At 60.1% G+C, this 25,547-nt stretch carries 22 protein-coding genes and 4 pseudogenes; 8 read left to right on the top strand and 18 right to left on the bottom strand.

Features of this window, described 5'->3' with window-relative positions; translation table 11 throughout:
* Window positions 1–24: 24 nt before the first annotated feature.
* The 5 genes and pseudogenes from AB4Y35_RS37140 to AB4Y35_RS37120 form a co-directional block, all read left to right on the top strand.
* Window positions 25–1,101 (top strand): LLM class flavin-dependent oxidoreductase, encoded by a 1,077-nt coding sequence (locus AB4Y35_RS37140; RefSeq protein ID WP_368708347.1) that lies wholly within the window; start codon window positions 25–27, stop codon window positions 1,099–1,101.
* A gap of 19 nt (window positions 1,102–1,120) precedes the next feature.
* Window positions 1,121–1,951, top strand: a complete 831-nt coding sequence (locus tag AB4Y35_RS37135; protein WP_368708346.1) for a class II aldolase/adducin family protein — start codon at window positions 1,121–1,123, stop codon at window positions 1,949–1,951.
* Window positions 1,951–2,547, top strand: a complete 597-nt coding sequence (locus tag AB4Y35_RS37130) for a cysteine dioxygenase (protein WP_368708345.1) — start codon at window positions 1,951–1,953, stop codon at window positions 2,545–2,547. Before AB4Y35_RS37135 ends, AB4Y35_RS37130 begins: the two co-directional genes overlap by 1 nt.
* Window positions 2,544–4,151, top strand: a complete 1,608-nt coding sequence (locus AB4Y35_RS37125; protein ID WP_368708344.1) for a rhodanese-related sulfurtransferase — start codon at window positions 2,544–2,546, stop codon at window positions 4,149–4,151. Before AB4Y35_RS37130 ends, AB4Y35_RS37125 begins: the two co-directional genes overlap by 4 nt.
* A gap of 156 nt (window positions 4,152–4,307) precedes the next feature.
* Window positions 4,308–4,517 (top strand): annotated as a pseudogene (locus AB4Y35_RS37120) (sulfite dehydrogenase); the annotation flags it as partial.
* A gap of 180 nt (window positions 4,518–4,697) precedes the next feature.
* Here the strand turns inward: AB4Y35_RS37120 and AB4Y35_RS37115 are convergent.
* The 9 genes from AB4Y35_RS37115 to AB4Y35_RS37075 all read right to left on the bottom strand — a co-directional run bounded on the left by AB4Y35_RS37115 (window position 4,698) and on the right by AB4Y35_RS37075 (window position 14,904).
* A complete protein-coding gene (locus AB4Y35_RS37115; protein ID WP_368708343.1) occupies window positions 4,698–5,087 on the bottom strand; it encodes a type II toxin-antitoxin system VapC family toxin in 390 nt (129 codons plus the stop codon).
* Entirely contained in the window at window positions 5,084–5,335 is a 252-nt protein-coding gene (locus tag AB4Y35_RS37110) for a type II toxin-antitoxin system Phd/YefM family antitoxin (protein ID WP_368708342.1), read from the bottom strand. Before AB4Y35_RS37110 ends, AB4Y35_RS37115 begins: the two co-directional genes overlap by 4 nt.
* A gap of 39 nt (window positions 5,336–5,374) precedes the next feature.
* Window positions 5,375–5,581 carry a hypothetical protein gene (locus AB4Y35_RS37105; protein ID WP_368708341.1) on the bottom strand — a complete coding sequence of 69 codons (207 nt, stop codon included), beginning with the start codon at window positions 5,579–5,581 and terminating at the stop codon, window positions 5,375–5,377.
* A gap of 29 nt (window positions 5,582–5,610) precedes the next feature.
* Window positions 5,611–6,093, bottom strand: a complete 483-nt coding sequence (locus AB4Y35_RS37100; protein ID WP_368708340.1) for an RES family NAD+ phosphorylase — start codon at window positions 6,091–6,093, stop codon at window positions 5,611–5,613.
* Window positions 6,090–6,596, bottom strand: coding sequence for an antitoxin Xre/MbcA/ParS toxin-binding domain-containing protein (locus tag AB4Y35_RS37095; RefSeq protein WP_368708339.1), 507 nt, complete (start codon window positions 6,594–6,596; stop codon window positions 6,090–6,092). The genes AB4Y35_RS37100 and AB4Y35_RS37095 overlap by 4 nt, the downstream gene beginning before the upstream one ends.
* An 87-nt stretch (window positions 6,597–6,683) precedes the next feature.
* The gene (locus AB4Y35_RS37090) at window positions 6,684–8,165 is read right to left on the bottom strand and encodes a UvrD-helicase domain-containing protein (protein WP_368708392.1); all 1,482 of its coding nucleotides are present in this window, start codon (window positions 8,163–8,165) and stop codon (window positions 6,684–6,686) included.
* Between the two features lie 138 nt (window positions 8,166–8,303).
* Window positions 8,304–8,735 (bottom strand): hypothetical protein, encoded by a 432-nt coding sequence (locus AB4Y35_RS37085; protein ID WP_368708338.1) that lies wholly within the window; start codon window positions 8,733–8,735, stop codon window positions 8,304–8,306.
* 98 nt (window positions 8,736–8,833) lie between these two features.
* Window positions 8,834–9,409, bottom strand: a complete 576-nt coding sequence (locus AB4Y35_RS37080; protein WP_368708337.1) for a hypothetical protein — start codon at window positions 9,407–9,409, stop codon at window positions 8,834–8,836.
* Between the two features lie 389 nt (window positions 9,410–9,798).
* Window positions 9,799–14,904: an AAA family ATPase gene (locus tag AB4Y35_RS37075; RefSeq protein ID WP_368708336.1), complete on the bottom strand. Its 5,106-nt coding sequence runs from the start codon at window positions 14,902–14,904 to the stop codon at window positions 9,799–9,801.
* A gap of 401 nt (window positions 14,905–15,305) precedes the next feature.
* Here AB4Y35_RS37075 and AB4Y35_RS37070 point away from each other — a divergent pair, with 401 nt between their 5' ends.
* The 3 genes from AB4Y35_RS37070 to AB4Y35_RS37060 all read left to right on the top strand — a co-directional run bounded on the left by AB4Y35_RS37070 (window position 15,306) and on the right by AB4Y35_RS37060 (window position 17,240).
* Window positions 15,306–15,983, top strand: a complete 678-nt coding sequence (locus AB4Y35_RS37070) for a response regulator transcription factor (RefSeq protein ID WP_368708335.1) — start codon at window positions 15,306–15,308, stop codon at window positions 15,981–15,983.
* Between the two features lie 373 nt (window positions 15,984–16,356).
* The gene (locus tag AB4Y35_RS37065; protein WP_368708334.1) at window positions 16,357–16,485 is read left to right on the top strand and encodes a hypothetical protein; all 129 of its coding nucleotides are present in this window, start codon (window positions 16,357–16,359) and stop codon (window positions 16,483–16,485) included.
* A gap of 362 nt (window positions 16,486–16,847) precedes the next feature.
* Entirely contained in the window at window positions 16,848–17,240 is a 393-nt protein-coding gene (locus AB4Y35_RS37060; protein WP_368708333.1) for a response regulator transcription factor, read from the top strand.
* Between the two features lie 25 nt (window positions 17,241–17,265).
* Here the strand turns inward: AB4Y35_RS37060 and AB4Y35_RS37055 are convergent.
* The 9 genes and pseudogenes from AB4Y35_RS37055 to AB4Y35_RS37015 form a co-directional block, all read right to left on the bottom strand.
* A pseudogene (locus tag AB4Y35_RS37055) lies at window positions 17,266–17,464 on the bottom strand (transposase); the annotation flags it as partial.
* A 75-nt stretch (window positions 17,465–17,539) separates the two neighbouring features.
* Window positions 17,540–17,657, bottom strand: a pseudogene (locus tag AB4Y35_RS37050) (transposase); the annotation flags it as partial.
* A 106-nt stretch (window positions 17,658–17,763) separates the two neighbouring features.
* The gene (locus tag AB4Y35_RS37045; RefSeq protein WP_368708332.1) at window positions 17,764–19,236 is read right to left on the bottom strand and encodes an efflux transporter outer membrane subunit; all 1,473 of its coding nucleotides are present in this window, start codon (window positions 19,234–19,236) and stop codon (window positions 17,764–17,766) included.
* Window positions 19,233–20,138 carry an efflux RND transporter periplasmic adaptor subunit gene (locus tag AB4Y35_RS37040; RefSeq protein ID WP_368708331.1) on the bottom strand — a complete coding sequence of 302 codons (906 nt, stop codon included), beginning with the start codon at window positions 20,136–20,138 and terminating at the stop codon, window positions 19,233–19,235. The genes AB4Y35_RS37045 and AB4Y35_RS37040 overlap by 4 nt, the downstream gene beginning before the upstream one ends.
* Window positions 20,135–20,353, bottom strand: coding sequence for a DUF1656 domain-containing protein (locus AB4Y35_RS37035; protein WP_368708330.1), 219 nt, complete (start codon window positions 20,351–20,353; stop codon window positions 20,135–20,137). The genes AB4Y35_RS37040 and AB4Y35_RS37035 overlap by 4 nt, the downstream gene beginning before the upstream one ends.
* Window positions 20,350–22,380, bottom strand: coding sequence for an FUSC family protein (locus tag AB4Y35_RS37030; RefSeq protein ID WP_368708329.1), 2,031 nt, complete (start codon window positions 22,378–22,380; stop codon window positions 20,350–20,352). Before AB4Y35_RS37030 ends, AB4Y35_RS37035 begins: the two co-directional genes overlap by 4 nt.
* Window positions 22,381–22,557: 177 nt before the next feature.
* Window positions 22,558–23,247: a response regulator transcription factor gene (locus AB4Y35_RS37025; protein ID WP_368708391.1), complete on the bottom strand. Its 690-nt coding sequence runs from the start codon at window positions 23,245–23,247 to the stop codon at window positions 22,558–22,560.
* Between the two features lie 842 nt (window positions 23,248–24,089).
* Window positions 24,090–24,524, bottom strand: a complete 435-nt coding sequence (locus tag AB4Y35_RS37020) for a MarR family winged helix-turn-helix transcriptional regulator (protein ID WP_368708328.1) — start codon at window positions 24,522–24,524, stop codon at window positions 24,090–24,092.
* A pseudogene (locus AB4Y35_RS37015) lies at window positions 24,511–24,715 on the bottom strand (cytochrome c); the annotation flags it as partial. The gene AB4Y35_RS37020 and the pseudogene AB4Y35_RS37015, both read right to left, overlap by 14 nt.
* Window positions 24,716–25,547 lie beyond the last annotated feature (832 nt).

The raw sequence follows: 25,547 nt of genomic DNA, 5'->3' as shown, positions 1-25,547 counted from the left end.
CGTTCGTCCATCCAGGGAGCCCGCATGAGCATCGAATTCATCGGCATGATCCAGCAGCGCAAGGTGTCGGAGACGCATCTCGCCGAAGGTCCGGCCATCGACGTCGACTACGTTCGCGACTTTGCGCAGGCGCACGAACGCGCGGGCTTCGACCGCATTCTCGTGCCGCACAGCTCGGTCAGCCCCGACGCCACGCTGACGATCGCCTATGCGGCGAGCGTGACGTCACGCGTACATTTCATGCTGGCGCACCGCCCCGGCTTTGTCTCGCCGACGCTCGCCGCGCGCCAGCTCGCAACGCTCGATCACTTTTCCGGCGGCCGGCTCGCCGTGCACTTCATCTCGGGCGGCAGCGACGCCGACCAGCGGCGCGACGGCGACTACCTGAGCCACAACGAACGCTACGCGCGCACCGACGAGTACCTGCAGGTGCTTAAACGTGTATGGACCGAAAGCAAGCCGTTCGATCACGAAGGCCGCTTCTATCGCTTCGAACAGGCGTGGTCGGAGGTCAAGCCGCGTCAGCAGCCGCACGTGCCGATCTACTTCGGCGGCGCTTCCGAAGCCGCGCTCGCGGTGGCCGGCAAGCACGCGGATGTGTACGCGCTGTGGGGCGAATCGAAGCAAGGCGTGGCCGACCTGATTGCTCGTGTGCGTGCCGAAGCCGCGAAACACGGACGCCAGGTGCGCTTCTCCGTATCGTTCCGGCCGATCCTCGCCGACACCGAGAAGGCGGCGTGGGAGCGCGCCGAACATATCCTCAACGAGACACGCCGCCTGCGCGCCGAACAGGGCCTCGACAAGGGCGGCCCGCTTCAGAGCGAAGGCGCGCGCCGCCTGCTCGGCGCAGCGGGCGACGGCGTGCGCGCCGACGACCGCCTGTGGACCGCCGTCGCGAAGGAAATTGGCGGGCGCTCGAACTCGACGGCGCTCGTGGGCACGCCTGGCCAGGTGGCGCAGACGCTCGCTGAATATCACGCGCTGGGTGTGACGACATTCCTGATTCGTGGCTTCGACCCGCTCGAGGACGCCATCGATTACGGCCGGGTGCTGATTCCGGCCACGCGCGAACTGGCCTCGCGCGTGCGCGCCGCCGCCTGAAACGGCTGGAGAGACCGCCATGAGCCACACCGACACCGCAGATATCGGCACCGCTGCGCCGCGCGTCGACTTCCGGCATGCGCCCATCCGCAAGTTCTGGTTCGACGACGAAGCAACGCCCGCGCGCACACTCGACGAAGAGCGCCGCCATCGGCAGGAACGGCTGGCCGGTGCGTTCCGCCTCTTTGCGCGCTACGGCTTCGACCAGGGGCTCGCGGGGCATATCACGGCGCGCGACCCCGAATGGCCCGATCACTTCTGGGTCAATCCGCTCGGGTTGCATTTCGCCCGCATCAAGGTGTCCGACCTGCTGCTCGTGAACCGGCATGGCGAGATCGTCGTGGGCGCGGGCCCCGTGAACCAGGCGGCATTTGCCATTCACGCGGCCATTCACGAAGCGCGATCGGATGTCGTGGCCGCAGCCCATACTCACTCGCTTTACGGTAAGGCCTGGTCGACGCTTGGCCGCACGCTCGATCCGCTCACCCAGGATGCTTGCGCCTTCTACGAAGACCATGCGCTTTTCGACGACTTTCGCGGCGTGGTGCTCAACACAGATGAAGGCGCGCGCATTGCCAACGCGCTGGGCCAACGCAAGGCTGTGATTCTCAAGAATCACGGCATTCTCACAGCCGGCCCGACCGTCGAAGCCGCGGCTTGGTGGTATATCGCGCTCGACAACGCCTGCCATACGCAATTGCTGTCGCAGGCCGCCGGCCAGCCGCAACCCATTCCTCACGATGTCGCCGCGCTCACGCACACGCAGGTGGGGCGCCCCGGCGGCGCGGCCTATGCGTTCGAGAGCCTCTATGCAGGGCTTGTCGAGCGCGAACCGGAGTTGCTCGACTGATGGGCATTCACAAGCTTCGCCGCTTCGTCGGCACGATTGCGGAACTCGTGGACCACGCGCCGCGCGAGTCCAGGTTGATCGATCACGGCCTCGATGCGCTGCGCGAACTCGTGCGCGACGACGACTGGTTGCCCGACGCCTACGCCGCGCCTTCGCCTGAGCGTTATCAGCAATACCTGCTCTACGCCGACGCGCGCCAACGCTTTTCAGTGGTCAGCTTTGTCTGGGGACCGGGCCAGCAAACGCCCGTTCACGACCACACGGTGTGGGGCCTGATAGGCGTGCTGCGCGGCGCCGAATATGCGCAGCCCTACGCGCACGACGCGGCGGGTGCGTTGCATCCGCTGGGCCGCGAGGTGTTGCTTCAGCGCGGAGAGGTCGAGGCCGTCTCGCCGACCCTCGGCGACATCCACCGCGTACGCAATGCCTACGACGATCGCGTTTCGGTCAGCATTCACGTGTATGGGGCGAACATCGGCGCGGTGCGCCGGTTTACCTATCCGGCCGACGCCCCGCCCAAGCCCTTCATCTCCGGCTACTCGAACGACGTCCTCCCGAACTTCTGGGATCTCAGCAAGGAACCCAACGCCTCATGAAGTCATTTCCCGTACGCACGTATCAGGACGTGCGCGACGCCCTGCTCGCCCGCCGCGAGATCGCGCTGCTCGACGTGCGCGAGGAAGATCCGCATGCGCAAAGTCATCCGCTTTTCGCCGCCAATCTGCCTCTCTCGAAGCTCGAACTCGACGCCTGGACGAAGCTGCCGCGCCGCAGCGTGCCGATCGTGTTGCTCGACAACGGCGAAGGCTTCGCACAGCGCGCGGCCACGAAGCTCGACGCGCTTGGCTACACCGATATCGCACTGCTGGATGGCGGCCTCGCGGGCTGGGTACGCGCGGGCGGCGAAGTGTTCCGCGACGTGAACGTGCCGAGCAAGGCGTTCGGTGAATTCGTCGAAGCGGAGCGCCATACGCCTTCGCTGACGGCCGAGGCCGTGAATGCGCTGCTCTCGAGCGGCGAAGATGTGGTCGTGCTCGACGCCCGCCGCTTCGACGAATACCGCACGATGAACATTCCCGGCAGCATCAGCGTACCGGGCGCGGAACTCGCGCTGCGCGCCCGCGCGCTGGCGCCCAATCCCGCTACGCGCGTCATCGTGAACTGCGCGGGGCGCACGCGCAGTATCATCGGCACGCAATCGCTCGTGAATGCGGGGCTGCCGAACCCCGTGGCGGCACTGCGCAACGGCACGATCGGCTGGACGCTGGCTGGGCAGACGCTCGAGCACGGCAGCACACACCAGTTCGAACCGCAGGCGGGACGCGACGCGGCCACGCTCGCGCAATCGAGCGCGGCGGCGGCCGCGCTCGCCAGCCGCGCGGGCGTGCAGCGCACGACGCTCGCGAAAGCCGAACAGTGGGCCGCCGACACGTCGCGCACGACGTATCGCTTCGACGTGCGCACGCCTGCCGAGTATGAACACGCGCATGCGCCAGGGTTTCAGGGTGCGCCGGGCGGGCAGCTCGTCCAAGAAACCGAAATGTTCGCGCCGGTGCGTGGCGCACGCGTGGTCCTTTTCGACGACGACGGCGTGCGCGCCAACATGACCGCTTCCTGGCTCGCACAGATGAACGTCGACGTGTATGTAATCGACGCAGCCCGCACCGAGGATCTCACCGAAGCGGGCGCATGGCGCGCGCCGAAGCCCGCTGCCGCCAGCGTCCCGACGATCACGCCCGAAGCGCTCGCCACGCGTCTTGCCGCGAGCGATCATCGCACCGTCGTGCTCGATTTCACGTCGAGCGCCAATCACGTGAAGGCACATATTCCCGGCGCGTGGTGGGCGCTGCGGTCGCGTCTCGCGCCAGGCTTCGATGATCTGCGCGCGCTGCCTGATGCGCGCCGCTACGTCGCCGTGTGCATGACTAACGCCCTCGCACCGTTCGCCGCGTCCGAGATTGCCGCGCTCACGGGCAAGCCCGTCGAAGTGCTGGAAGGCGGCACGGCGGCGTGGATACGCGCCGGCCTGCCGGTGCAAAGCGGCGACGCGCATCTGGCCTCGCCGCGTATCGACCGCTACTGGCGCCCTTACGAAGGTACCGACAACGCCCGCGAGGCGATGAACGCGTACCTCGAATGGGAATACGGGCTCGTGGCGCAGCTAGGGCGCGACGGCACACATGGATTCTTCGTGATCTGACGGCGACGCCCCGCGATTACCGTTTCGCTTGACCATCCTTTCGCCGGACCGTGCCTCCTTCGTGCCCACACGCGATGACAGACGACCGTTCACCACACTACGCCGCATCCGCATCGGCCTCCGTGCCGGCGCGGCCCACCCGTCGCGGCGCGCTGCGCCGCCAGCCAGCTTCCCGCCGCGAACGCGCAGTCCGCCGGGACCCAGGCTCCGCTCGCCATTCCGCCGTGGACACGCGAGCCCGGCGCCTTACTGCTGTCGCCGGCCTACGGCGCGCCCTCGCCGCACGAAGGCGACGTGATCCGGCGTTCCGCGCGCGCACCGGCGCTGCCGGGTTCCGGCTCGTCGATGACACCGCTCGCCGACCTTACCAGCAGCCCGCGCCGATCGAACTCGTCTATGATTATCACCTCGGTGGCGCAAAACGCCGCCACGTCGAGGTCTTTGACGCGACATCTTTACTGCGTCCTACGCGATGTGGCGATCCCGGGTAAGGATGCTCGTGGCCAGTAAGCAAGCGTCGACAAAAAGCCTACGCCTGAATCACCCTCAGACATAGCGAACGGGCGCGAAGCCATAACGCTTGATCTGGTCGTCGTGCGTGAGCAGTACGATTCCCTCTGCAATCGCCTGACCAAGAAGGAGTCGGTCGAACGGATCACGATGAAGCGGCGGGAGGGTGGCGACCTCGAATGCGTGCTGCGATTCGATCGAGAGTTCCTCATAGCCTGCGTCCAGGAGGCTGCGGCGAAGCACCCGCGCGTCGACCTGGAAATCTTCCCGGCCGAGCGCGCTCTTGATGACGATCTCCCACATGCTCGCTACGCTGAAATACAGCGTGTTATCCATATCTTCGATGACCGCACGGGCCTCGTCGGACAACGTCGGATGATCCGCCGCGGCCCAGATCAGCAAATGCGTATCGAGTAAAAGCTTCATTCGTCTTTTCCTTCGAACGTGTCCGCGATCGCGTCGCCGCCCATCCTGTCGAAGTCATCCGGGACCTTGATCTGCCCCTTCATGAAGCCGATGCGCCGTACGGGATTTTCCCTCTCGGCCTCGAGGCGGACGACCTTCACCAGTGGCTTGCCAGCCTTCGCAATCACGAAGGGCTCGCCACCATTGACAATCTCTTCGATCAGCCGCGACAGGTTCGTCTTGGCGTCGTGGATGTTGTAGACGTGCATGATTACCCTCTGAACTTAGTTCAATGGACTTAGTTTATATCAAAAGGGATTGCTGCGGTGTAGCGCGACGAGCGATGGAATGATGTGTGTTGTCGGAGCGCAGGCCAGGCGGTTGCAGGAAATCGATACTTGTAAATAAAAGTGATCGAATTTTAGAGCGTTCGTTTTTTTATTCGTTGCGTTTCTGAAGAGCGCCTTGACCGCCAGCACGCACATCGCGAACCCTGACATTTGATCGCGGGGCATGGTTCATCCGCCTGCAATCGACATCAGGCTCATCGCGTCGACTGGCCAAACAGCCGCGGATCCAACGTAAAGGGTTCCGTGCTGATCACCTTTACGCTTGCCATCTCCGGATGCATCGGGTTCAGCAGCAGATTGAAGTCGGTAGGACAAACGACCGACGGGACCCGCATCGCCAGTTGCCCGCCCGCCTCAAGCCATTGCCGGCCAAGCGCCCTTGTCGCCGATGGATCGCTCGTCAGGTCTGCCCAGCCCTCCGGCAGGCCGGGTGCGAATGCGGCATCGTAGACAACGTCCGGCACCTCCAGCGTCACGAGGAAATAGCCACCGGCCGGTAGCAAGCCCGCCATGTGCACGAGCGCCTCAAGCAGCGCCGTCGACGCGTGGCAGCAGGTGTAGAGCACCCGCATGCCGCGCGGGTTCCAGCGGCCTCCGGCGATCGCTGCACCATTGCCGCTCAGGTCATCGGCACGGTAATACCCGCGCCGCTCTTTCGCCAGGCGGTAAAGCCTCATGCAGACACGCCGTGAATTACGCGCAGCAGGATCTCACGCACGCGGTCGTAGCCCGGTTGCGAGTCGAGCACCTCGAGCGGGCTGAGTCCACCCAGTTCCGCATTCGATCGCTGCATCCACTCGGCGGCCAGCGCCGGGTCCTCAAACACCTCCACAGCAAGCTGGCGCACATAGAGCACGCGCGCAACACGATCCGACTCGGCTGGCGACAGGCGCTCTGCGCGCGCCATCTTGCGCAGGATCGTCGAACTCGGCAGATTGAGACTCGCGAGCAGCGTCTGCACCGGCACGTGCAGCAGGTCCTTCGCCACGCGCTCGACGATCGCCGCTTCCATGCCTTCCCGGATCAGCCGGCGTTGCTCGAGCGGGTCGAACCTGACGAGGAACGTTTCGATATCGTCAGCGTGGGCGCCGGGTCTGCCAGAGCCGGCCAGGGCCTTGCCGGCATGTGCGGCACCCGGACGCGCGGCCGAATGACGGCCGGACGGTTGATTCAGGGACATGATACGCTCCTCCCAGATGGGAATTCCATGACTCCCATTCTAGATAAATCTCAAACGGGAATCAAGACTTTCCCATTTGATTACTTATTATGCTGACCGGTCCTGGTGCTGGCGACTGAAAAGCCGCAGCAGTTCGTCCCGCAATTCCGAGATATCCAGGACATGCTGCGCCCGTGTCACGGCCACATAGAGAAGGCGCAGCTCATCGTCGTCCGGCATCGGGCTGCCGTCGGCCCCGCGCAGGCGGAAATCGTTGGCAACCCTGACCCGCTTCCATTCGAGGCCCTTGGCACGGTGGACGGTCGAGATCACATAGTCGGCGGCGTCCTCCGCCGCCGAACGCTGCGCCAGGGCCCGCAGATAGCCGGTCCCCAGCTCGTCGACGATGCGCACAACCGACAGCAGGTCCTGACCAAATGCACTGCGCGCAAACGCCTGGGCCTCGCTCCATGTCTCGAACAGCGAAAACGCCGCCGGACGAAACGCGCGCTGGCCGGCCAGCAACCTGTCAGCGCCGTCAGCATAAGCGAGAATCTCGGCGGGACTCATCCGGATCGCCGGTCGGTGTCCCGCCTCGAGTCCCGCGGCGAACTGCCAGATCGCCGTAACGTTCTTCCGGCACAGGATCGCGTCGACCGGCGGCGCGAGCGCTGGGTCTTCCACCATGATCGAGCCGATGGCTCCCTGTCCACGGACGGGCGTGCGCTCACCGAGCAGTGCGAGCAGGCGGCTGGCGAGCGCTGCGAACGTGGCACCAAAGCGGAACGATTCCGTGAGCGCGCATTCGGGCGCGTCGATCCGCGCCATCGCATTGATCGCGCCGCGCCACTCGTAGATCTGCTGGTATGGATCGCCTACATAGATGATCTGCGCGTGGCTCTGCCGGCCAAGGACCGACAGCATGACACCATCGCTGTCCTGCGCCTCGTCGAACAAGATGTAGTCGGCTTCGATGCGAGGCTGTGAGAACGCCCAGAGCTTCAGGAGCACGTCAGGCGAAATAGCGCTCGCGGCGCGCGCAGCCGCGCCCTCTTCCCACAGCCGCCCGACGTAAGGCAGCAGGTAGGTGCGCAGTTGCGCGGCCACCGCCTCGTCGATCTTTTCATCGACGACAACGTGACGCGCTGCCGGCTGGGCATCCGCGGACCGGCAGAACCTGTCCCGCCCATCGGCAATCATCCGCCCGATCTCGAACGGCGCGATCTCGACGGCCTTGCCCGTCACCGTGCGCACTTCCAGCGGGCCAAGCCCGTAGCGTGCGGCCAGTTCATGTGGCGGCTCGCCCTGAAGGCTCACCCGGCTTCTGAGCATCGGGCTGACACAGGCCCACGCCAGCGAATGCATCGTCCGCGAGCCGACGTGAGGCGGGAACCGGCGGGCTGCACTCGCCGCGATTTCCCGGTTGAACGCGAGATACATGCCGCGCCGCTGGCCGAAGTGTTCGGCCACGAGCTGGAGTGTGGAAGTCTTGCCCGCGCCGGCGAAGGCCTTGACCTTCAGGTTCCCGGCGCCACGCGCCGCCTCGATCACGGCCTGCTGCTCTTCCGTTGGAATAATGCTCCTCTTCACGCGATACCAGACCTCATGTGCGCTCGCTCCTCGCGATGTGGTGTCGCGGATTTTCGCATGGCACACCGCCGATCGAGCGGCGCCCCGCGCCGCACGCGGACTCAGCACATCTGGTGTGGCGAACACCCACAGCGCCCGTCACGTCTCAACAAGCTCAAGCCCATTTTCGGCACACCATTGCCTCAGCGCGCTTTCGACAGCATCGGTTTCAAACGAATACCAACGCTCGAGAACGCCTTCACGTTCCAGCAATTCCTTGAAACGCGCATAAGCCCCTCGCCTCCGGAAAAATCCTTCGACCTGGTCGTAACATGCAGGCAGCGTCCGTGCGACAAAGCGCAAGGCGAGACGGCTTCCGAGATCAAGCTCGTTCTTGTGCGGTATCGCAAGGTAGCGGTCAGAGGTTTCGAGGTCGTCAGGTAACTCCTCATCATCGAAAGCCTCGCTGGAATCGGAAGTCCAGTAGACTTCTCCCGTATCGAGCGAGAGATATGCGCTATGTTCCATCGGCGCCGCGCAGCTGACAAAGTCGAACGCCATGGAAAGATCGTCGTGCCTGACTGCGACCATGGCTCTCCTCCGCCTGGGTTATAACCGTTCGAGGCGCCGGTTCGCAAACCGGCTCGGGGCCGGGGATGGCCGCCCGCTTACCGCGTCGGCACCGCGCCTCAAAGCTCATCGCTCGGATCAGCGATCTCGAGCCGGAACTGCCATCCTTCCATGCTCATGAGCATTCGCCCAAGATCGTCCCATGAGACCTCCTTGCCGTCGACGACCACGAGTGGCAGGTGGCCCGGCTGGGATTCGTCCCATTCGATACGCCCGCGCACCGTGCTGTCAATGATCCGGCGTTCACGAAAATCGACGTGCCTGACCGACAGCGCGCGACGAATCTTCTCGACGAGGCGCCCGAGCAGCACGAATACATCGTCGTCAGCTTCGCCGATCAGCTGGAACCGGTAACCGGCGGGAAGCTCCCCTCGAAGCTCGAAGCCATCCAGCGCAATCCGGGCGCCCAGGAGCCGGAGCTGGAAATGGAACTGGTGGGCTTCCCCCTCGCAGTCAATCAGCTGGATGGGGTCAAGCCGAACGTTCTCGAAATCGGTGGATCCGCCGGACTCGGCAATCCTGGCATTGAAGCACGAAGTGCAGAGTAACTCATAGTGGCCATCGCCAGACCCGCAGTGGATGATGTCCCATGGCGGCGTCTGGTTGCCGCATTGTTCGCATCGCTTGTGTGCCATGTCGTGCCTGCTGTAACGTTTTCCCTGCGATCGCCAGGATGTTGATTTCCGGTTGCCGTTTTCGACACTATTGATCGGACGTTGGCGGCAACATGCGGCCCACGAAGGCGTATTGGGGTGCGCAGCAGCCGGCGAACGGATACCGCCATTTTGACAGACGCAGCGAGCTGCGCCTAACTGGTGCCAGGTGTCTTGCGCTAATTGACCAGCAAGGTAAAACGCCATCCATGACGGGTGCGTTCGATGAGGTCGTGCCGCTCGGTGGCTTTCATGAGGTGGCGTACGGGACTGATATGCCCGGAGCTTCAGAATTGGCACCGCGCCGATGCGTAATATATAGGAATACAAATCAAAACCAACGAAACTTCGATCATTATATTTATGTCAAATCAAGCCGGTACTTTGAATCGGAACGTAGTGCCAAAAGGGGTGCGGGGCGAAGCAGTCAAGGTCCCACCGTGAGTCTCGACAATCGAACGGCAAATCGACAGCCCCAACCCCATCCCACTTGGCTTTGTCGTAACGAACGACTCAAATACTCGGTCTGCGATGGCTGGATCCAGTCCCGGGCCCGTGTCCTCGACGGCAACGTCCACCCAGCCGGCCGTATTTGTTTCCACAGTGACGAATAGCCGCCTCTCGCGCACTGTGATTTCAGCCATTGCATCGACCGCGTTGATCACCAGATTCAGTACAACCTGTTGCAATTGGACGCGATCCCCACTGACGAGGACGCGTCTGTCGAGTGCATCTCCAGAGAGTACGATCTGTCTGTCTTCGAGACGATCCCTTGTTAGCAGGAGCACTTCACGAATCGCTTCATTGATATCGAACGTCGCAATTTCAGGCTTCGCTTTCTTCGCGAGCGTATGAATGCCCCGGATAACCTCTCCTGCCCTCGTGCTCTCAGACACTACCAATTCCAGCATTTCACGTGCCCGGCTAATTACCGGCCGCTCCCGGCCTAGCCAGCGCAGCGCAGCAGCGCCGGATGCATTGATCGCAGCGAGCGGTTGCTTGACTTCATGTATGATCGACGTGACAAGTTCGCCCATTGCCGTAAGCCGCGTCACGTGTGCCAGTTCCGCTTGCATATGTCGCAACGAATTCTCAGCGCGCTCACGTTGAAGGCTCTCCTCAAAGAGCTGCGCATAGAGCCGCGCATTCTCGATCGAAATCGCCGCCTGTGAAGCAAGGACTTCGGTAACCGTCTCCCGTTCGGATGTGAAAAACCCAGTCGCCAGGTTGTTTTCCATATAAAGAAGCCCAACGATTTTGGTCTGCTTTACCAGTGGCATGCAAAGCACAGAACGCGGCCGTGTCCTCTGTACATACTGGTCGCGAGAAAACGTGTCGTCTTGAACGGCATCGTCCAATGCAATGCGAGTGCGCGTTCGCAATACGGTTTGCAATAGTTGAATCGGTACCTGTGCGTCCGCAAGCGGCCTTCTGCCAAGCGTGACGCTGACAGTCGCCTCCTCAACACTTGCTTCTGCTTCAATGTGCAACGCCTCGCTGCTGCATAGTGCAAGAACACACCGTTGTGCGCCCGCGTACTCAAGGACCGTACGGAGCAGAACTTCGATCAGTCGTTCTAGGACGATCTCGCTCGACAGCGCACGAGCGGCGCTGACCACGGCTCCTACGTCTATTTGATGCGCCAGAGTTCCGCCTGTTACAGCAGGCACACCGCTATCTCTGACCGGCGGCCCCGGCGTATAGAGCGCCTCCGCCTTGACGTTGGCGCCCCAGCGAAGATAGGCTTGACGCGCGTTGCGCAGGTAACTCTCTGCAATCGTCTCAAGCCCACGAGCACCATGGAACTGCGCGGCGAGTTCATTTGCAAGGGCCTCAACCTGGAGGAAACCTTGCCCGCGCGCATGGCGAATCGCATCGTCGTAAGATCGCTCCGCTTCAATCTCGTTGCCAAGGATCCTGGCCATCTCGGCACTGATCAGCGCGCGACGCCCCGAAAAATTTTCGCCACAAGCCTGCGCCCAGTTTTCCACTTTCGCATGGTGTGCACGCAATGCAACCATGTGAGCTTCAAGTTCACTGGCCGCAGCGTTTCGACAAGCCGCCGCGCGCGCCAGAGCCCCATAAAAATGGAATTCGGCTGCCTCGACAAAGCTGCGGGACGACCACAAAAACGGTGCCGCGAATTGTTCAGCTTCGATAGCAGCAGTCCAATCGCCCGCGAGAAAACTGATCTGAATCCTGTGTGTCCAGTAGGCAAAAACCGCAATCGGCCTCGCCGACGGGTCGATTAAATGCATTTCATTGATCAGATCCTTTTCGCACGTGCTCGCCTCCGGGTGACCGTGCGCCGGCCTATGTAACGCGTCAACCAACATGAGTTGAGCTAGCACCGCGTCGATCACTATGCCAAATTTTGCCGCGCGCGCACAAGCGAGCGCATCTTCTGCGATCTTTTGAACCTCACCCAACGGTTCGCCGGAAAAGAGCAGGATAGAGACAAGGTTTCTTCGCGAGTAGACCGCAAACGTAAAGTCGCGGCTTTCGAGCGCCGCCTGATATGTATTCCTAAGGATTTCCTGCGCGGTGGCAATACGCCGGGTCCACGGCAGCACCAGCAGGCCAAAGCACATGTGCACACGCGCCCTCAGACGGGTGAGCCCTCTTTCGTCGATGAGGCGCATCGCGACTTCGCCAAAATCCAGCCCTGTCTGGTAGTCCCCAAAACGCGGTCCAAAAATGATCATCAGACACACATAGGCGTAGCACGACGCATCGGCATGACCATGCTCGATGCTCAGATTGGCCATCTTGAGCAGGATGAGATCAAGCAGGTTCGCGTCCGTGAAAAGCGCAGGCGGGACAAGATCCGCGAGTACATCAAGGGCTCCCCGCCACGCTGGATTGTCCAGGAGGGGACCATTCACAAGGTCTGCGATGGCGCGTCCTTCGAGCAGTTCCGTCAGCCGCTGACATTCACGATTGACCTGCGCGTCCGTGGGGCGCAGGGGAATATCAATGCCACACCGCCATAAGAAGTCAGTTGCAACAGAGACGGCAACGTCGAGCTGATCCAGCGTGGTATACAGCGCAGCTCTCAGCCGGGCAACCTCCGCTCTGCTCGCCAGATCGATATCGCGTGCCGCCAACGCGGAAAGGCGCGTTTCGGCCTCCGCGATTGCGCCTGTAACGAACTCGCATTCCGCGCGATGCAGCTCGATTTCGTCAGCAAGGGCACTCTCCGTTTCAACACCAAGTAGTGTCGAGGCGGTAGTAAAGTACCCGATTGCAAGCGCATATGCCGCAGAAGATTTGGCCTTTTTGCCCGCCGCGAGATTGAGCGCCGCAAACTGCTCGCGCTCGGCGCGGATCGCAATAAGCGACGCACCCCGGTCGATCTGGCTCGCGATTTCGAACACGGAATCTCCGTCTCCCCATGCCGCCGGATCAGTTGCAAGACGTCTGCCGATATCGAGGTGCATTGCGCGACGTTCCGCGCTCGGAATCGCTGCGTAAGCGGCCTCCTGAACGCGGTCGTGGCCAAATGAGTAGGCGTCGCCAACCTGATGAACGAGACCGGTTGCAAGCGTTTCCCCAATAGCGTCATGGACGGTGTCTTCAGACATTCCGGCCGCGACAGCGAGCTTTCGAGGCGTTGCGCCATTGCCCACACACGCGAGTTTCTTCAACATCGAGAGTGCCGGAGGCGAAAGTGTGCGCAACTTCTGAAGCAGCAAATCGACAACGTTATCGGTGTACGCCTTTGCCCGAATTCGCGCGGTGTCCCAGATCCATTCGGACCGTTCGTAAGTGAACGAAACCAGGTCTTCATCGACAAGCGCGATGACGAACTGGGTCGCGAAAAACGGGTTCCCGCGCGTTCTTTCGTAAACGAGGTTTGCCAATGGCGTGACATGATCCCGAGAACTGCACAGGGCGCTAGACAGCAGTTCGCAAACAGCTTCCTCCGCCAACGGCTGAAGTGCCATGACTTCAGGGCGGGCTGCCTGTTTGCTCAGCACACGTTGAAGGGCGTGCGACGCCAGCACCTCACTGCTCCTGAACGCGCCTATCAACAGCAGACCCTGCAGGGCCGGCAGGGTCATCAAATACCCGAGCAAGTCGAGCGTCCCGCTGTCTACCCATTGAAGGTCGTCCAGGAAGAGAACAAGCGGATTTTCCCTCGTTGCGAACGCGCTGACGAGATTGCCTGCGGCCTGGAGAAAGCGTGTTCTCTCTGCATACCCATCAATGCGCACAATGGGCGGTTGCACTCCAACAATCAACTCTAGCTCGGGAAGCACCGCAGTGAGAAGCCCTCCGTTCGCACCCAGCGCGGTTTGGAGCCGTGCGCGCCATCCAGCGAAATCGGCTTCAGACAGGCCGAGGATGGGTTTGATCAGTCCGCGCAACGCTTGCAGAAAGCTCGCGTAGGGCATGGAGTCTCTCGCCGGCTCGCATTTTCCCGAGGAATATACATGGGGCTGGCCGGCCAGCCGATTGCGGAACTCACGAACCAGCGACGACTTGCCGACTCCCGCTTGCCCCGAAACGAACATGAACTTCGCGGTCCCGCTAGTCACGACCGACTCGAACACGGCAAGCAACTCAGCTATTTCCCTCTCTCTCCCGAACAACGCTTCAGACGATCTTATGCGACCCGAGATGTCAAGCATGTCCAGGACAAACCTCTGGATTTGACTGCCGCTACGGAACGTCGTCAGACATCGCCTGACATCTACAAGCAGGCCTGCCGCCGTCTCGTAGCGCGACTCGGGTGCTTTGGCAAGCAGCTTCATTACGATCGCGGAGATCTGATCGGGGATTCCGGCGACGCGCTCCCTCGGCGGCTGGGGCAAGCGGGCTACGTGCGCATGTACCCACCCCATCGGATCGGCAGCAGTCAACGGAGGCGCGCCAGTCAACATCTCGTAGAACGTACACCCGAGCGAATAGAGATCTGATCGCGCATCCACTGGCCGCTTGCCGCTGCCCGCCTGCTCGGGTGCCATGTATGGAAAACGTTCGGGCATGACATCCGTAACGTCCATCTCGGGCGCGTTTTCGTCCAATCGCACAGCACCGCCAAATCCCGTCAGTCTCACCTGGCCGCTTTCTGGGTTCACCAGCACGTTGTCGGGGCTGATGCCGCCGTGAATCAATCCTCTCGCATGAGCATCCTTGACGGCTTGCGTTAGCGCGGCGGCCAGCACCAGGAACTTTCCGGTGTCCATTGGTGTGCCGCAAAGACCGCGCAGCAGCTGCCCGCCTGTATCGTTCAGCAACAGGGCACGCTTGCCGTGTTGATAAGTCAGCTCAAACGGCAGGACTGACCATTTCGCATCGAGGTCATCCCTCAGTGCATATTCGTGCTGGAGCCGTGAATCCACGTCCGCGGATGTCTCGTCGGATGACGGGATCGCCATAAGGATGGTTCCGCCGGCGTCATCCGTCCCGCGGTAAAGCTCGAACGCGCCTGTCCGCAACAGCAAAAAACGGTATTTCGAAAGTATCGTCATTGCTTGTGCCGATGAGCGCAGATCAACAATTAAATTATCACTTAGCTAATCTCTTCAACCGTGTTGTGGCGTCAGTCATCGATGACCGGGCCACGCGCGTGCCAGAGATCATACGTTAGCTTGAGGTCGCAGAAATGATGCCGGAACCAAAACACCTTAGACGGGTTCGGCCGAAAGATCACCCAACATGCGCGACGTGGCGGGGAGCATGCGCGAATGGAAGCGTCGATGCACTTTCAGCTCGGCAACGCACGCCACTGTCGCCGACAGCCAGGACCAACCAAAGCTAGCTGATTGTTTTGCCTCTGGCCAGATCCCGCATCGCGGCGCTGCGAGTTCGGCGAAGGTGCATATACACATGTTAAACTTGCCAATACAGCGCGATTTTCCCAGGGGGTCGTATGTCTGTTGCCAAGCCTACCACTGTTTCACGCGAAGCGGCCGAAAGCCTTCCGGAATCGATGGTGTACATCGTCGACGACGAAGACGCGGTGCGTAGAGGACTTAGCGGGCTGCTTCAATCTGTCGGGCTGTCAGTCGAAACATTTGCTTCATCACAGGATTTTATGGCGTCCCCGAAGCTGAATGCTCCGAGCTGCCTGATCCTCGATATTAGATTGCGGGGCGAAAATGGTCTGGAGTTTCAAGACGCGATGGGCCGCATCGGCGTGCGAATCCCCGTTGTGTTTGTCACCGGTCACGGTGATATTGAAATGTCCGTGAAAGCGATGAAGGCTGGCGCCATGGACTTCCTGACCAAGCCGTTCCGCGAGCAGGACATGCTTGACGCGGTATCGCGCGCGCTGGCGAAGGATCGGGAACGACTTTGCGCCGAGCGGTCCATCGGCTCGCTGCGTGCAGCCTACGAAAGCCTGACACCTCGCGAACGGGAAGTTGCCGGGTTCGTGCTCGCCGGACTCCTGAACAAGCAGATTGCTGCAGAAATGAACGTGAGCGAAATCACGGTAAAGATGCATCGCGGACAGGTAATGAAAAAATTGTCTACGCGTTCGGTTGTCGAGCTTGTCGGCAAGCTCCGGTCGTTGGGCATTGACCCGCGCATAAAAAATGGCCAGTAATCTATGTGGAGTCGTGGGAACGACTGCAACACACGTGACTATATTCGCGGCGCTGTCGCCGTGAACGATGCGTGCGGCCGTGCTATCCACTCCGAGTCTCCCGGCTGACGACCGCCCCTATTTCCGGTCTTCGTGATGCCGGTGTGGGTTCAGGAGCGTTCAGCCGTGCGGGCGCCGGGTGTTGGCATTCGAAATCGCGCCATACGTGCGTTTAAGTCACCCACGCCAAAGCATAAGCGTTCCCACCCGTTCGTAGAATGGTTTTGCGTCTCCAGAGCACGTACCTTGATTTCATGGCGAAGGCCTAGCGCTGTCGCTCATGATTCAGGGCCAGTCCGATCATGCTGCGGCAACGCGGTTCGCGGAGACGACGATGTTCAACGCTTTGCACCACTGGATTTACGTCGGCAGCAATGCCTATGACGAATACACGTTCGTACCGTGGCTCAACAAGAACGTGTATCGGCGGACAGTCGATCTAAGTCAAATCTGTCTACTGTGAGCCGCCAGGCACCCGCGGCGCGCCGCTTCCATCGCTCGCGCGTGAACTCGCAGGAGCCTACCGGTTTCCGAATTTACGCAACGCAACGAGCACTTGTCGACGATGCGCAACAGCTTGCGGCGGATACGAGCGAGCAGCGGCACCTGCCCGAGCGGCACGAGAAGCAATTCGTGTGCGTCACGAAGAGGCGCGCGGGTTGTGACGCGAGCGAGGTGTCGTGCCCAAGTCACGCCGAAAGCTGCGCTTACCAAAGGGCTACAGCACCCCGTACCTTTGTACGCTTCCTCGACTGGTTTCTAAGGGCTAGGCTAATCACCGGGTCCTTGCGCTTTGCCGATTCAGCGCAAAATGAAAGAGCAAACTTGTCCGAGATTCGCGTGCACACTCAACCAAACAAGATCATTGCTGTCGTCGACGATGACTCAGCCGTAAGGACAGCGATCGCCGGTCTGCTGAATTCGATGGGCTGGGATGTCCGTCTGTTCGCCTCCGGTTCCGAAGTCTTGCGGTCGAACATCATCAGCGACGTGGCGTGCCTGATTACAGACGTCAGAATGCCGAATTTAACCGGCGTTGAGCTGCATGACCGAATCGTAAAGCAGGGCTACGCTGTGCCCACAATTTTTATCACCGCATTCCCGACGCCGGATCTCCGTGCGAACCTGAACAAGGATGGCGTCATCGCAATCTTTGAAAAGCCTGTCGACGCAAACGAGCTGGCGGATTGCATCGATCAGATTCTAGGCAAGCCGTAGCGGACGGGGATCGGCCAGGTTCTGTTCACATTCTCACCAGCGGTTCAAGGGCACAGGCAAGCGAGGCGAAGGCGAGACAGTTCCATGCGAGCTTGTCATGGCGAGGTGGCGACAAGACGAAAATGTTTGATACGACTGAAAAAGCGTTCGACGATGTTCCGGGTCCGATACAGCACGCGGCTGTAGCGACGCTTGGTCTTCCGGTTCGAACGCGGCGGGATTACGGCCTTCGCACGCGTAGCGCGGATACTCTCCGATCTTGGTTTCGTCGGCTACAGGTGGATCACGCGTCCCCGCCCACCCTTGCGACGCCACCGGGAGAAACGCATGTACACCGTATGCCATCGGACGAACGCCTTCGGCAAATCGCGCCATGGGCAGCCGGTCCAGGATCGTTTCGACAAACCAACGATTGTCGGTCGCTACACGTCTTCCAGCCAGCACTACACGTCAACGCGAAGAATACGTTCGATAGGTTCGTGTCCTCTCAAACCGCAATCGCTGGAAAGTCGCAGGACGGACATCATTGTGAAGCAAGACCACTAGTCGCTGGTTGATTGATCGACGTATTCCCGGAGCGCGATACCGACCCACCGTCCTCCTGCCAGCCACCACCCAATGCAACGAAAACGCTTACTTGCTTGTCGATCAGCGTCGCATTCGAAGCTGCGAGTGCAGACTCAGCTGATGCGAGATTTTCCTGCGCACTTAACACGTTGAGAAAGTCGGTACGACCATAGCGGAACAGACGCCAAGCCTGGTCGTTCGCATCGGCCGCGCTATCTCTAGCGGCATGCACGCTTGCATTATGCTGAATCTCCTGTACATAGGCGTCCAGGCTAATCTCTGTATCACGGAGCGCGTCGAGAACGACGCTGTCAAAATTCTTCTCCGCGGCTCGCGCCCCCGCTCCGGCCTCCGCGATTCGTGCCCTTGTCGCGACTATATTGGGGAAAGTCCATGTAACGAGGGGGCCAACGGAAACCGCAATCTGCGATTGCTTACTGAACGCGGAGATCGGTCCGCTCATCCCAAGGCTTCCGCCAAGGCTTATGCTAGGGTACAACGCTGCCGTCTCAACCCCAATTGAAGCCGTTGCAGAAGCAAGCTTTCGTTCGGCTTCGCGGATGTCCGGTCGCCTACGAATAAGCTGCTGGCCATCGCCTACCGGAACCACCGCGAGCAAGGGCGGCGGATTGGAGCACTCTTGCACATCGCGGGGATAGTCGACCGGCAACCGACCCAATAGCGCCGTGAGTGCAAAAACAGCCGCATTTCTTTGGGAGATAATCGGCGGAATCGCGGCAGCACTCGTATCCACTGCAGCATGCGCGCGAGTGACATCGAACGCGGTAGCACGCCCACCCGACTTTAGCTTTTCAGTTGCATGAAGGGTCTGGGTTTCAATATCCAAAACCCTCCTGGCGGAGGCCAACGTCTCGTTGGCCGAACAGGCGGCAATGTAATTACGCGTGATGGCAGCTGCAACAGTAGTGCGGACCTCATCGCGAACCGCCAGCGACGCTTGCGCGTTGTATTTCGCTACCTCAATCTCTCGCCGGATCCCCCCCGCAAGATCTAGCGGCAAGGAGACACTTCCTCCCAGCGAATAGACACCGCCGAGTGGCAAACCAGACGCGCGCGGGAGCGGCGGTGTCGATATCCCGACTTCGCCCGAGAGCTCGGTCTGTGGCAATCGTGCCGACTTTGCTTCATAGACAGCATAAACTGCTCGAGCCAGGTTCTGCTCGGCGGCGCCCAAGTCGCGATTCGCTGCAAGGCCTTCCTGGACTAACGAGTCAAGCCGCGGGTCGTTGTAGAGCCGCCACCAGTGGTCGGGAAGCGGTTCACCTGATAACGACGTATCGGACGCGTTGACAAAAGGCATTTGAGCACCGGGATTTACGGCCACCGCCTCTTTCGGAACATGATAGTCCGGTCCGACAGTGCAAGCCGTCAGGCATACGAACCCCAGAAGCGCCGCGCCAAACTTCACTTCCCGCCTCCCGCAACAGGCTGTCGCCGCTTATCGGCTGAATAGTCGATTGATACTGTGGCAGTTCGCCCTGGTATGAAGGCAAGATCCGCCGGAACACTGTCAACCTTTATGCGAACGGGAAACCGCTGCGCAAGGCGAACCCACGAGAACGTTGGCGTGATCGACGGAAGCAAATTGGCCGTCAGTGACCGCTGATCATCGGCAATCCCGGCCGAAATGCTGTCGACACGACCGCTTAGAACGCGGTTATCTCCCATCAACTGGACGCGCGCAGGGCTACCCACATGGATATGCCGAAGCTTCGTCTCCTCAAAATATCCCTCTACGCGGATGGAGTCGCTGTCTACAATTGCGAGTGCCTGCGTCCCGGGTCCAATGTAGTCCCCAGGGTGAAGATCGAGGTTAGTCACAATTCCATTTACGCTGGCGTGAACCTCGGTTCTCGCCACGTTAAGCGCCGCGGTGTTTTTCGAAGCGATTGTCCGGTTGAGTGTGGCCAGAGCCGTCTCGACCTTCGCACTGTTTTCTTCATGTGTCTCTGTAGCAACCAGGTCGCCGAGTGCGAGGTCTCGCTTTGCTTCTCGACGAGCCTGATTTAAAACAGCCTCTGCACTGTCTATCGCTGCACTTGACTCGGCGAGAGCGTCGGAATAGCGCGGACGGTCAACCACGAAAAGTAACTGACCCGCCTTAACTTCCTCGTTGTCGTGAACAGCAACTGAAGTGACTAACCCCCCAACATCGGGCGCCACTCGCACAATATCCGCGCGCACGTGCCCGTCTCTGGTCCACGGATCCGTTTCATAACGCCGCCAAATTGCTACCGCCACAGCGACCGCTACTCCGACTAGGACCAAAGTGAGAAGCCATCGACCAAGAGCCGTTAGTATCCTTTTCATAGACTTAGTAATTGGAGGTTTGCGCTGCAAGCTACAACAACGCCCATCAAAACTATGATTAACGCGACATCGACCAAAGGCCTGTGGGCGAAAATCCGATAGATGCCAAGAATCGACAGCAGCGACGAAAGAAATCCAAAAAGCACCAGCGTAACGATCCCCAAGAATATGAGAGATGGCAGATACACGCCGCCTATCGAAACTTCACCAGTCATGACGTCCATCCGGGCAATTCAGCCGCGGGAAACAGATCCCGGCGCAGGCTAACCGCGAGAGCGACTGCCGCTCTACGCCTGGGCACCTGAGGATCAGCCCGAAACTCGGTTGCGAGTTCTTCGATTTGCGCCAGCAATACAGACGCGGGCCTCTCACTGGCGTTTCGAATTCTCCTGGAAAAAAATCCGACTAATGAGCGCAAAATGCCGTCGATAATCTCCTGCTGTCGCTTTGTTGACGAGGCCGACAGCACCTTCAAGTCTCCTGCTACAACTCCGACTCGGAGGTCTTGCAGGGCCTCCGTCACCTCATCGCCAGATGTGGGCGATTGCGCCGTTGTCCGAGTGATTAGGATGCCTATACGGTCCAACATTCTGCTCGTCCACCGCGATTCTTCAGAATCATCACCCTGTATTCTGCCAATGACATCCCGAAACCCTGCGCGGCGCAGACGTCTAATGGCCTCTTCGCCACCTAGCGTTCTGAAGACGACAAACATCACAATTGCAAACGCCGTCCCGACGTTCTGAGCGATCGCGCCATTGACGAAGGCCAGGAAGTCGCGGCTATAGGTTGCGTTCAAGCCAACAGAATTTATCAACCCAAGCAGCACCCCAAGCGCATACGACGCCGTCTGAGGACGAGCAAGCGCGCTCCCAAATAGCAACAGCGTCGGCGCCAGCACGGCACCAAGCAAAACAAAGTCGGTAACGCGTGGAAAGACCACAAAGCCATAGATCGCAGCAAGGCAGCATCCCCCGATGGAACCTGTCAGAAACTTCCCTGCACGAGCGGCCGGATTATCCAAAGACCCGAAGAGGGCGCAAGTAACGCCGGCGATAAATGCCGCCACCGATCCATCGCGCCATTCGGTTGCTATCCAGAAGCTGCAAACAAGCAGCACGGTCATGATCGCTCCAAGTGCTGATCTTGCCGCAAGCCCGGAATCGGTGTGGAACGAGCGTGACCCCGTGCGGTCTAGTAGCGCTTCAACTACTGCGCTGTCGCGTGGTCCAGAATTATCGATGGCGTTGACCAGATAGAACGCGTTGCAATGCCCTGTCACTAACGCAACGAGTCCTCCAGCGAGGTTCACCACCACCATCTCGCGCCACGTCCATGCAGGTGATGCATCGGGCTCAAGGGCGTGAATCATCTGAATGAGTTCGCCTGCTCGCCTCCCATAAGCCGGGTCGTCGTCGCTAACTACCCACTCCTGGATCCGCTTGATCATGTCCTGCCACTCTTGAGGCAGACCTCCTGGCTGTTCCCTGAGGAAGCTAATTCTATCCTCGGCCGCGCGCACCACGCCGACCACGAACGACAACTCATGCTGAAGTGCTCTTATAACCTGGCGTCGCGGTACGAGGCGACCGGTATCAAAAGGCAAGTGATAAGACAACTGCTGCAAATCGTTGATATCGACAACTATCCGCTGTCGCTCCCGACGGAACTCAGCTGTTCGATCACCGGCCAGCGCACGCTGCGTCCACTGTTCTGCGGACGCCCTTATCTGACGAGCGCGTGAAGTAAATTGTCGCGTAACGGTGGCCGGCAACACCAATCCGTGAATGAAAGCAGCCGCCAGAATACCGATGACAATTTCCTGAACACGCAGAATCGCTATGTCAAACATTGCACCGGGCGCATTGACGCCTGGAAAGCCGATGATACTTGTCGTATAGCCGGCGAGCAGAAATGTGTATGCGCGGGGCGTGCGGTCGTGCACTGAAATGAACATACACAAACCAAGCCAGATGGCCATTACAAAACTGAGCACTGCCGGCTCATTTACGAAGTTTGGCACAAGTGTTACGGCGGCGGCTGCACCAAGAATCGTCCCCGCCAACCGATATGCAGACTTCGAAAGAACGGCACCCGCCAGGGGTTGAGAAACGAGATAAACGGTGGTCACTGCCCAGAAAGGACGCGTAAGCCCGATTTCCAAAGCGACCCAATAGGCGATCATCGCAGCGATGAATGTGCGCAATGAGAAAATCGAAGGAACCAGGTCGAGTTGATTCATGCGTCGCTCACATGGTCCGAGCTGCGTCCCGCTTTCCGAGCTCGCGCAATAAGATGGTTCTGGATCAAGCATGCCGTGAAGTGGCGCTGAGCAACCGTGACAGACATGGCTACCCAGGAGAAACGTTGGTGCCAGACGAAGTCAAGTGGGTTGAGCAATGCCATGGCTGTTGCGTCTTCACGCGACGCTTTGCAGCGCTGCCCCTGGCGCGCGGTCAGGATGAAGTCTCCACGCCATGCCTATCAGTTCGGCGAGCGAGCGCGCTTTCATCTTTCGCATGACCTGCCTGCGGTGTATCTTCACCGTGAGCTCGCAGATGCCCAACTCGCCTCCCACCTGCTTGTTCAGAAGGCCGGTCACCACCAGTGCCATGACTTCGCGCTCGCGACTAGTGAGTGAGGCGTAGCGATCCCGGATCGATTGCATCCCGGCTTCCTCGCGTAGTGCCACGCGGCTGCGCTCGATGGCGTGCCGGATGGCATCGAGCATCACCTGGTCGTCAAAGGGCTTGGTAAGAAACTCAATCGCTCCAGCTTTCATGGCCCGCACCGTCGTCGCCACGTCGCCGTGGCTGGTGACGAAGATGATCGGCGTGTCGGTACGCTCGGATGCGATGAGATTCTGCAGGTCGAGGCCGCTGAGATCGGGAAGCATGACGTCCAGCACGAGGCAGCTCGGGACCATCGCGCGCGGGTGCCCAAGAAAGTCCTGCGCACAAGCAAACGTCTCTGCCCTGAGACCGGCAAAGTCGATCATGCTTTCAAGCGACTCACGCACCGAGACATCGTCGTCGACGACGAAGACTACCGGCGTCGCCTGCGCCGACGAAAATTCCGATTCGCGTTTAGCTGCATGGGCTGGTGTCATTTCGAACTCCATTCGTAGGCACCTGGATGAATCAATTGACTTAGAGTGCGGCCTGGATCGTCCCGAGCAGAGCGGTGTCGCCGAATGGTCTGAACAGACATTCGACAGCACCTTGTTTGAGTATGCGTGGGCGCAGGGCCGGGTGTCCCCATGCGCCGTGATAAAGACGACTGAATGGTTTGCGGGCGCCGCTGCTGCTCGCGCTGCAGGTCCATGCCCGACTTGCCGGGCATGGCGATATCGAGGATCAGGCAGCGACTCGCGCACCAACTCCTCGTCGACCACCGCGCCAAGCAAGCGTTCGGCCATCACAGGTTCCTCTCGGGCTGCCCCGTGTCCGCGCGCCGGCGGGCCCGGGTTAACAGGACGGGCCACGAGGTACCTCAGCTCCCACAAGGAAGTGACCCGGTCAGTAAATGATGACAAAGGGTTGTGCTCGCTAGTCATGGAAGCCTCCTGACGGTGGCCCTGCACAACGCAAGTTACGTGAAAAGCGCGGAGGCCTCAAATGGGCGATGGTGTTGGCGACACCAGACCAAGGTATGTTAACCAGTCCGCAAACGGGGATCGTTGCGTCACTGATCCTGCGTATGGAATCGGGATCGCACAAGCGCTCTGCCTCCTCGAGTAAAGATCGATCGCATGCAGCTTGTGCAGGCTGTGGCTGTCATGCTGGGTTGCCATAGTCCTGCACGTCGGCCGCTATCTGAATAGCTGTTAAGGGGGCGCAGAACTGTGCCCCTTGACCTGAGTTCGTAGATCAACTAGTGAATACGCACGCGATAGTCTTCCGTAGCTCACCCATCAATGCTTCGCAATACAAAGCATTCGTTGCTTTTTGGTTACTCCTCGGACACGTTACCCGTCATGCGGAACAGTTCGGTTCGCAGATGAGCGGCCTGTTGCTTCCCAAAGCTTCGCTCGAAGCGGGCCTGTGCAGTTGCCCAGTGAACGACCGCTTCGTCAAGCTTCATCAAACCTCTTCCCGTAAGTACAACCCGAAGTCGTCGATGACTTTGCCCTTCGCAAGGAGCCACCACAAGGCCACGCTGGAGCAAAGGTTTGAGTGCGCGCACGAGCGTCGTTCTATTCATCACCATCGCCTCGGCGAGCTTGGCCATCGTCACGCTCGGACAGTGGCCCACCGTCCTGAGAATGCTGAGCTGTGTAGGCGTGATGCCGGCCTCGGACAAGTGACGCTCATATAGATTCGAAATGTGTCGAGAAGCCTGACGGATGGCAAAGCAGTCGTCGCTCTGAAGATCATTTACGTGCATGGGCAGTTGCCTCGTGCAATGTGCCCACATCTGACGCGCTTACAGCCGTCGAAGCGTTGTTCCAGTGCGACCGCACGAACGTCAGAACGTCTGCGACCTGCTGGTCTGTCAGCACGCTCGAAAACTTTCGGCATCGGATCCGCGGCCGGCAGCCCGTTGATCACGAGCTCCTGCGCCCCGTTCAAGGTGACACCGTCTGCCTTGATTTGTGCGTCGAGCAATGCTTGCGACGTATCACAGGACGGCCCACGAGGTACCTCAGCTCCCACAAGGAAGTGACCCAGTCAGCAAATTATGAGAAAGGGTTGTGCTCGCTTGTCATGGAAGACTCCTGAATGTGGCCCCGCACAATGCAAGATATGTGAAAAGCACAGAGGCCTCAAATGGGCGATGGTGTTGGCGATACCAGACCAAGGTATGTTAACCGGTCCGCAAACGGGGATCGTTGCGTCATAGTTCGACGCCGCCACAGCGAGCAGCGAGGTGGCGTTGATCAAGCCGCCGGGTTCTAGCGGTGTCTCAATCAGTGCCCAGCCACAGACAACCACGACGGATGCCTTGAACAGGCGTTCCGATTCAAGCGTCAACTCGACGGGATACTTTGGACAGCGTTTCGAAAAGAACCTTTCATAGTCCATCGGGTTGATCGGGTTGGCTGTTTTCCGGGGATCTATGAGAGATTCTCCGCTGGGAGGATATGCGGCTACTACCATCGTGCGCTGGCGCTCTGCACCGCCTTCGGCCTAACCTCGCTTCGTGGACGACGACTTTCCGGAGTTTTCCATGACACGCGAGTGTAAGCCCTTGTTATTCCAGTTGCAGGGTACCGTGCGCGCACTCCCCGTCAAAGTTCGCGGATCAAACGTCCGCATCCCGATCGAGGTCAAGCGAATCGTGATCGACGCTGGGTAGCCGCGTCCGTCCGGATCGAATTAAAGACTCGAGCGGCTGGGCTCCGGACAGGTTCGACCACACGCCGATGATTGGCGACAGGCGTTCCATTAGTGATTGTGATCACAGCGG

Source organism: Paraburkholderia sp. EG286A, assembly GCF_040965375.1.
GTDB lineage: Bacteria > Pseudomonadota > Gammaproteobacteria > Burkholderiales > Burkholderiaceae > Paraburkholderia.
The sequence above is the reverse complement of the archived record's forward strand: the minus strand, read 5'-3'. Positions and strand labels throughout refer to the sequence as shown.

What these genes read in the sequence shown, in the direction of transcription:
- AB4Y35_RS37140 (WP_368708347.1), top strand. Translation starts at nt 25, where the DNA reads ATGAGCATCGAATTCATCGGCATGATCCAGCAGCGCAAGGTGTCGGAG.
- AB4Y35_RS37065 (WP_368708334.1), top strand. Translation starts at nt 16,357, where the DNA reads ATGTTCAACGCTTTGCACCACTGGATTTACGTCGGCAGCAATGCCTAT.
- AB4Y35_RS37020 (WP_368708328.1), bottom strand. Translation starts at nt 24,524, where the DNA reads ATGCACGTAAATGATCTTCAGAGCGACGACTGCTTTGCCATCCGTCAG.
- AB4Y35_RS37100 (WP_368708340.1), bottom strand. Translation starts at nt 6,093, where the DNA reads ATGAGGCTTTACCGCCTGGCGAAAGAGCGGCGCGGGTATTACCGTGCC.
- AB4Y35_RS37030 (WP_368708329.1), bottom strand. Translation starts at nt 22,380, where the DNA reads ATGAATCAACTCGACCTGGTTCCTTCGATTTTCTCATTGCGCACATTC.
- AB4Y35_RS37035 (WP_368708330.1), bottom strand. Translation starts at nt 20,353, where the DNA reads ATGACTGGTGAAGTTTCGATAGGCGGCGTGTATCTGCCATCTCTCATA.
- AB4Y35_RS37080 (WP_368708337.1), bottom strand. Translation starts at nt 9,409, where the DNA reads ATGGCACACAAGCGATGCGAACAATGCGGCAACCAGACGCCGCCATGG.
- AB4Y35_RS37095 (WP_368708339.1), bottom strand. Translation starts at nt 6,596, where the DNA reads ATGTCCCTGAATCAACCGTCCGGCCGTCATTCGGCCGCGCGTCCGGGT.
- AB4Y35_RS37125 (WP_368708344.1), top strand. Translation starts at nt 2,544, where the DNA reads ATGAAGTCATTTCCCGTACGCACGTATCAGGACGTGCGCGACGCCCTG.
- AB4Y35_RS37130 (WP_368708345.1), top strand. Translation starts at nt 1,951, where the DNA reads ATGGGCATTCACAAGCTTCGCCGCTTCGTCGGCACGATTGCGGAACTC.
- AB4Y35_RS37075 (WP_368708336.1), bottom strand. Translation starts at nt 14,904, where the DNA reads ATGACGATACTTTCGAAATACCGTTTTTTGCTGTTGCGGACAGGCGCG.
- AB4Y35_RS37115 (WP_368708343.1), bottom strand. Translation starts at nt 5,087, where the DNA reads ATGAAGCTTTTACTCGATACGCATTTGCTGATCTGGGCCGCGGCGGAT.
- AB4Y35_RS37105 (WP_368708341.1), bottom strand. Translation starts at nt 5,581, where the DNA reads ATGCCCCGCGATCAAATGTCAGGGTTCGCGATGTGCGTGCTGGCGGTC.
- AB4Y35_RS37025 (WP_368708391.1), bottom strand. Translation starts at nt 23,247, where the DNA reads ATGACACCAGCCCATGCAGCTAAACGCGAATCGGAATTTTCGTCGGCG.
- AB4Y35_RS37070 (WP_368708335.1), top strand. Translation starts at nt 15,306, where the DNA reads ATGTCTGTTGCCAAGCCTACCACTGTTTCACGCGAAGCGGCCGAAAGC.
- AB4Y35_RS37040 (WP_368708331.1), bottom strand. Translation starts at nt 20,138, where the DNA reads ATGAAAAGGATACTAACGGCTCTTGGTCGATGGCTTCTCACTTTGGTC.
- AB4Y35_RS37085 (WP_368708338.1), bottom strand. Translation starts at nt 8,735, where the DNA reads ATGGTCGCAGTCAGGCACGACGATCTTTCCATGGCGTTCGACTTTGTC.
- AB4Y35_RS37110 (WP_368708342.1), bottom strand. Translation starts at nt 5,335, where the DNA reads ATGCACGTCTACAACATCCACGACGCCAAGACGAACCTGTCGCGGCTG.
- AB4Y35_RS37135 (WP_368708346.1), top strand. Translation starts at nt 1,121, where the DNA reads ATGAGCCACACCGACACCGCAGATATCGGCACCGCTGCGCCGCGCGTC.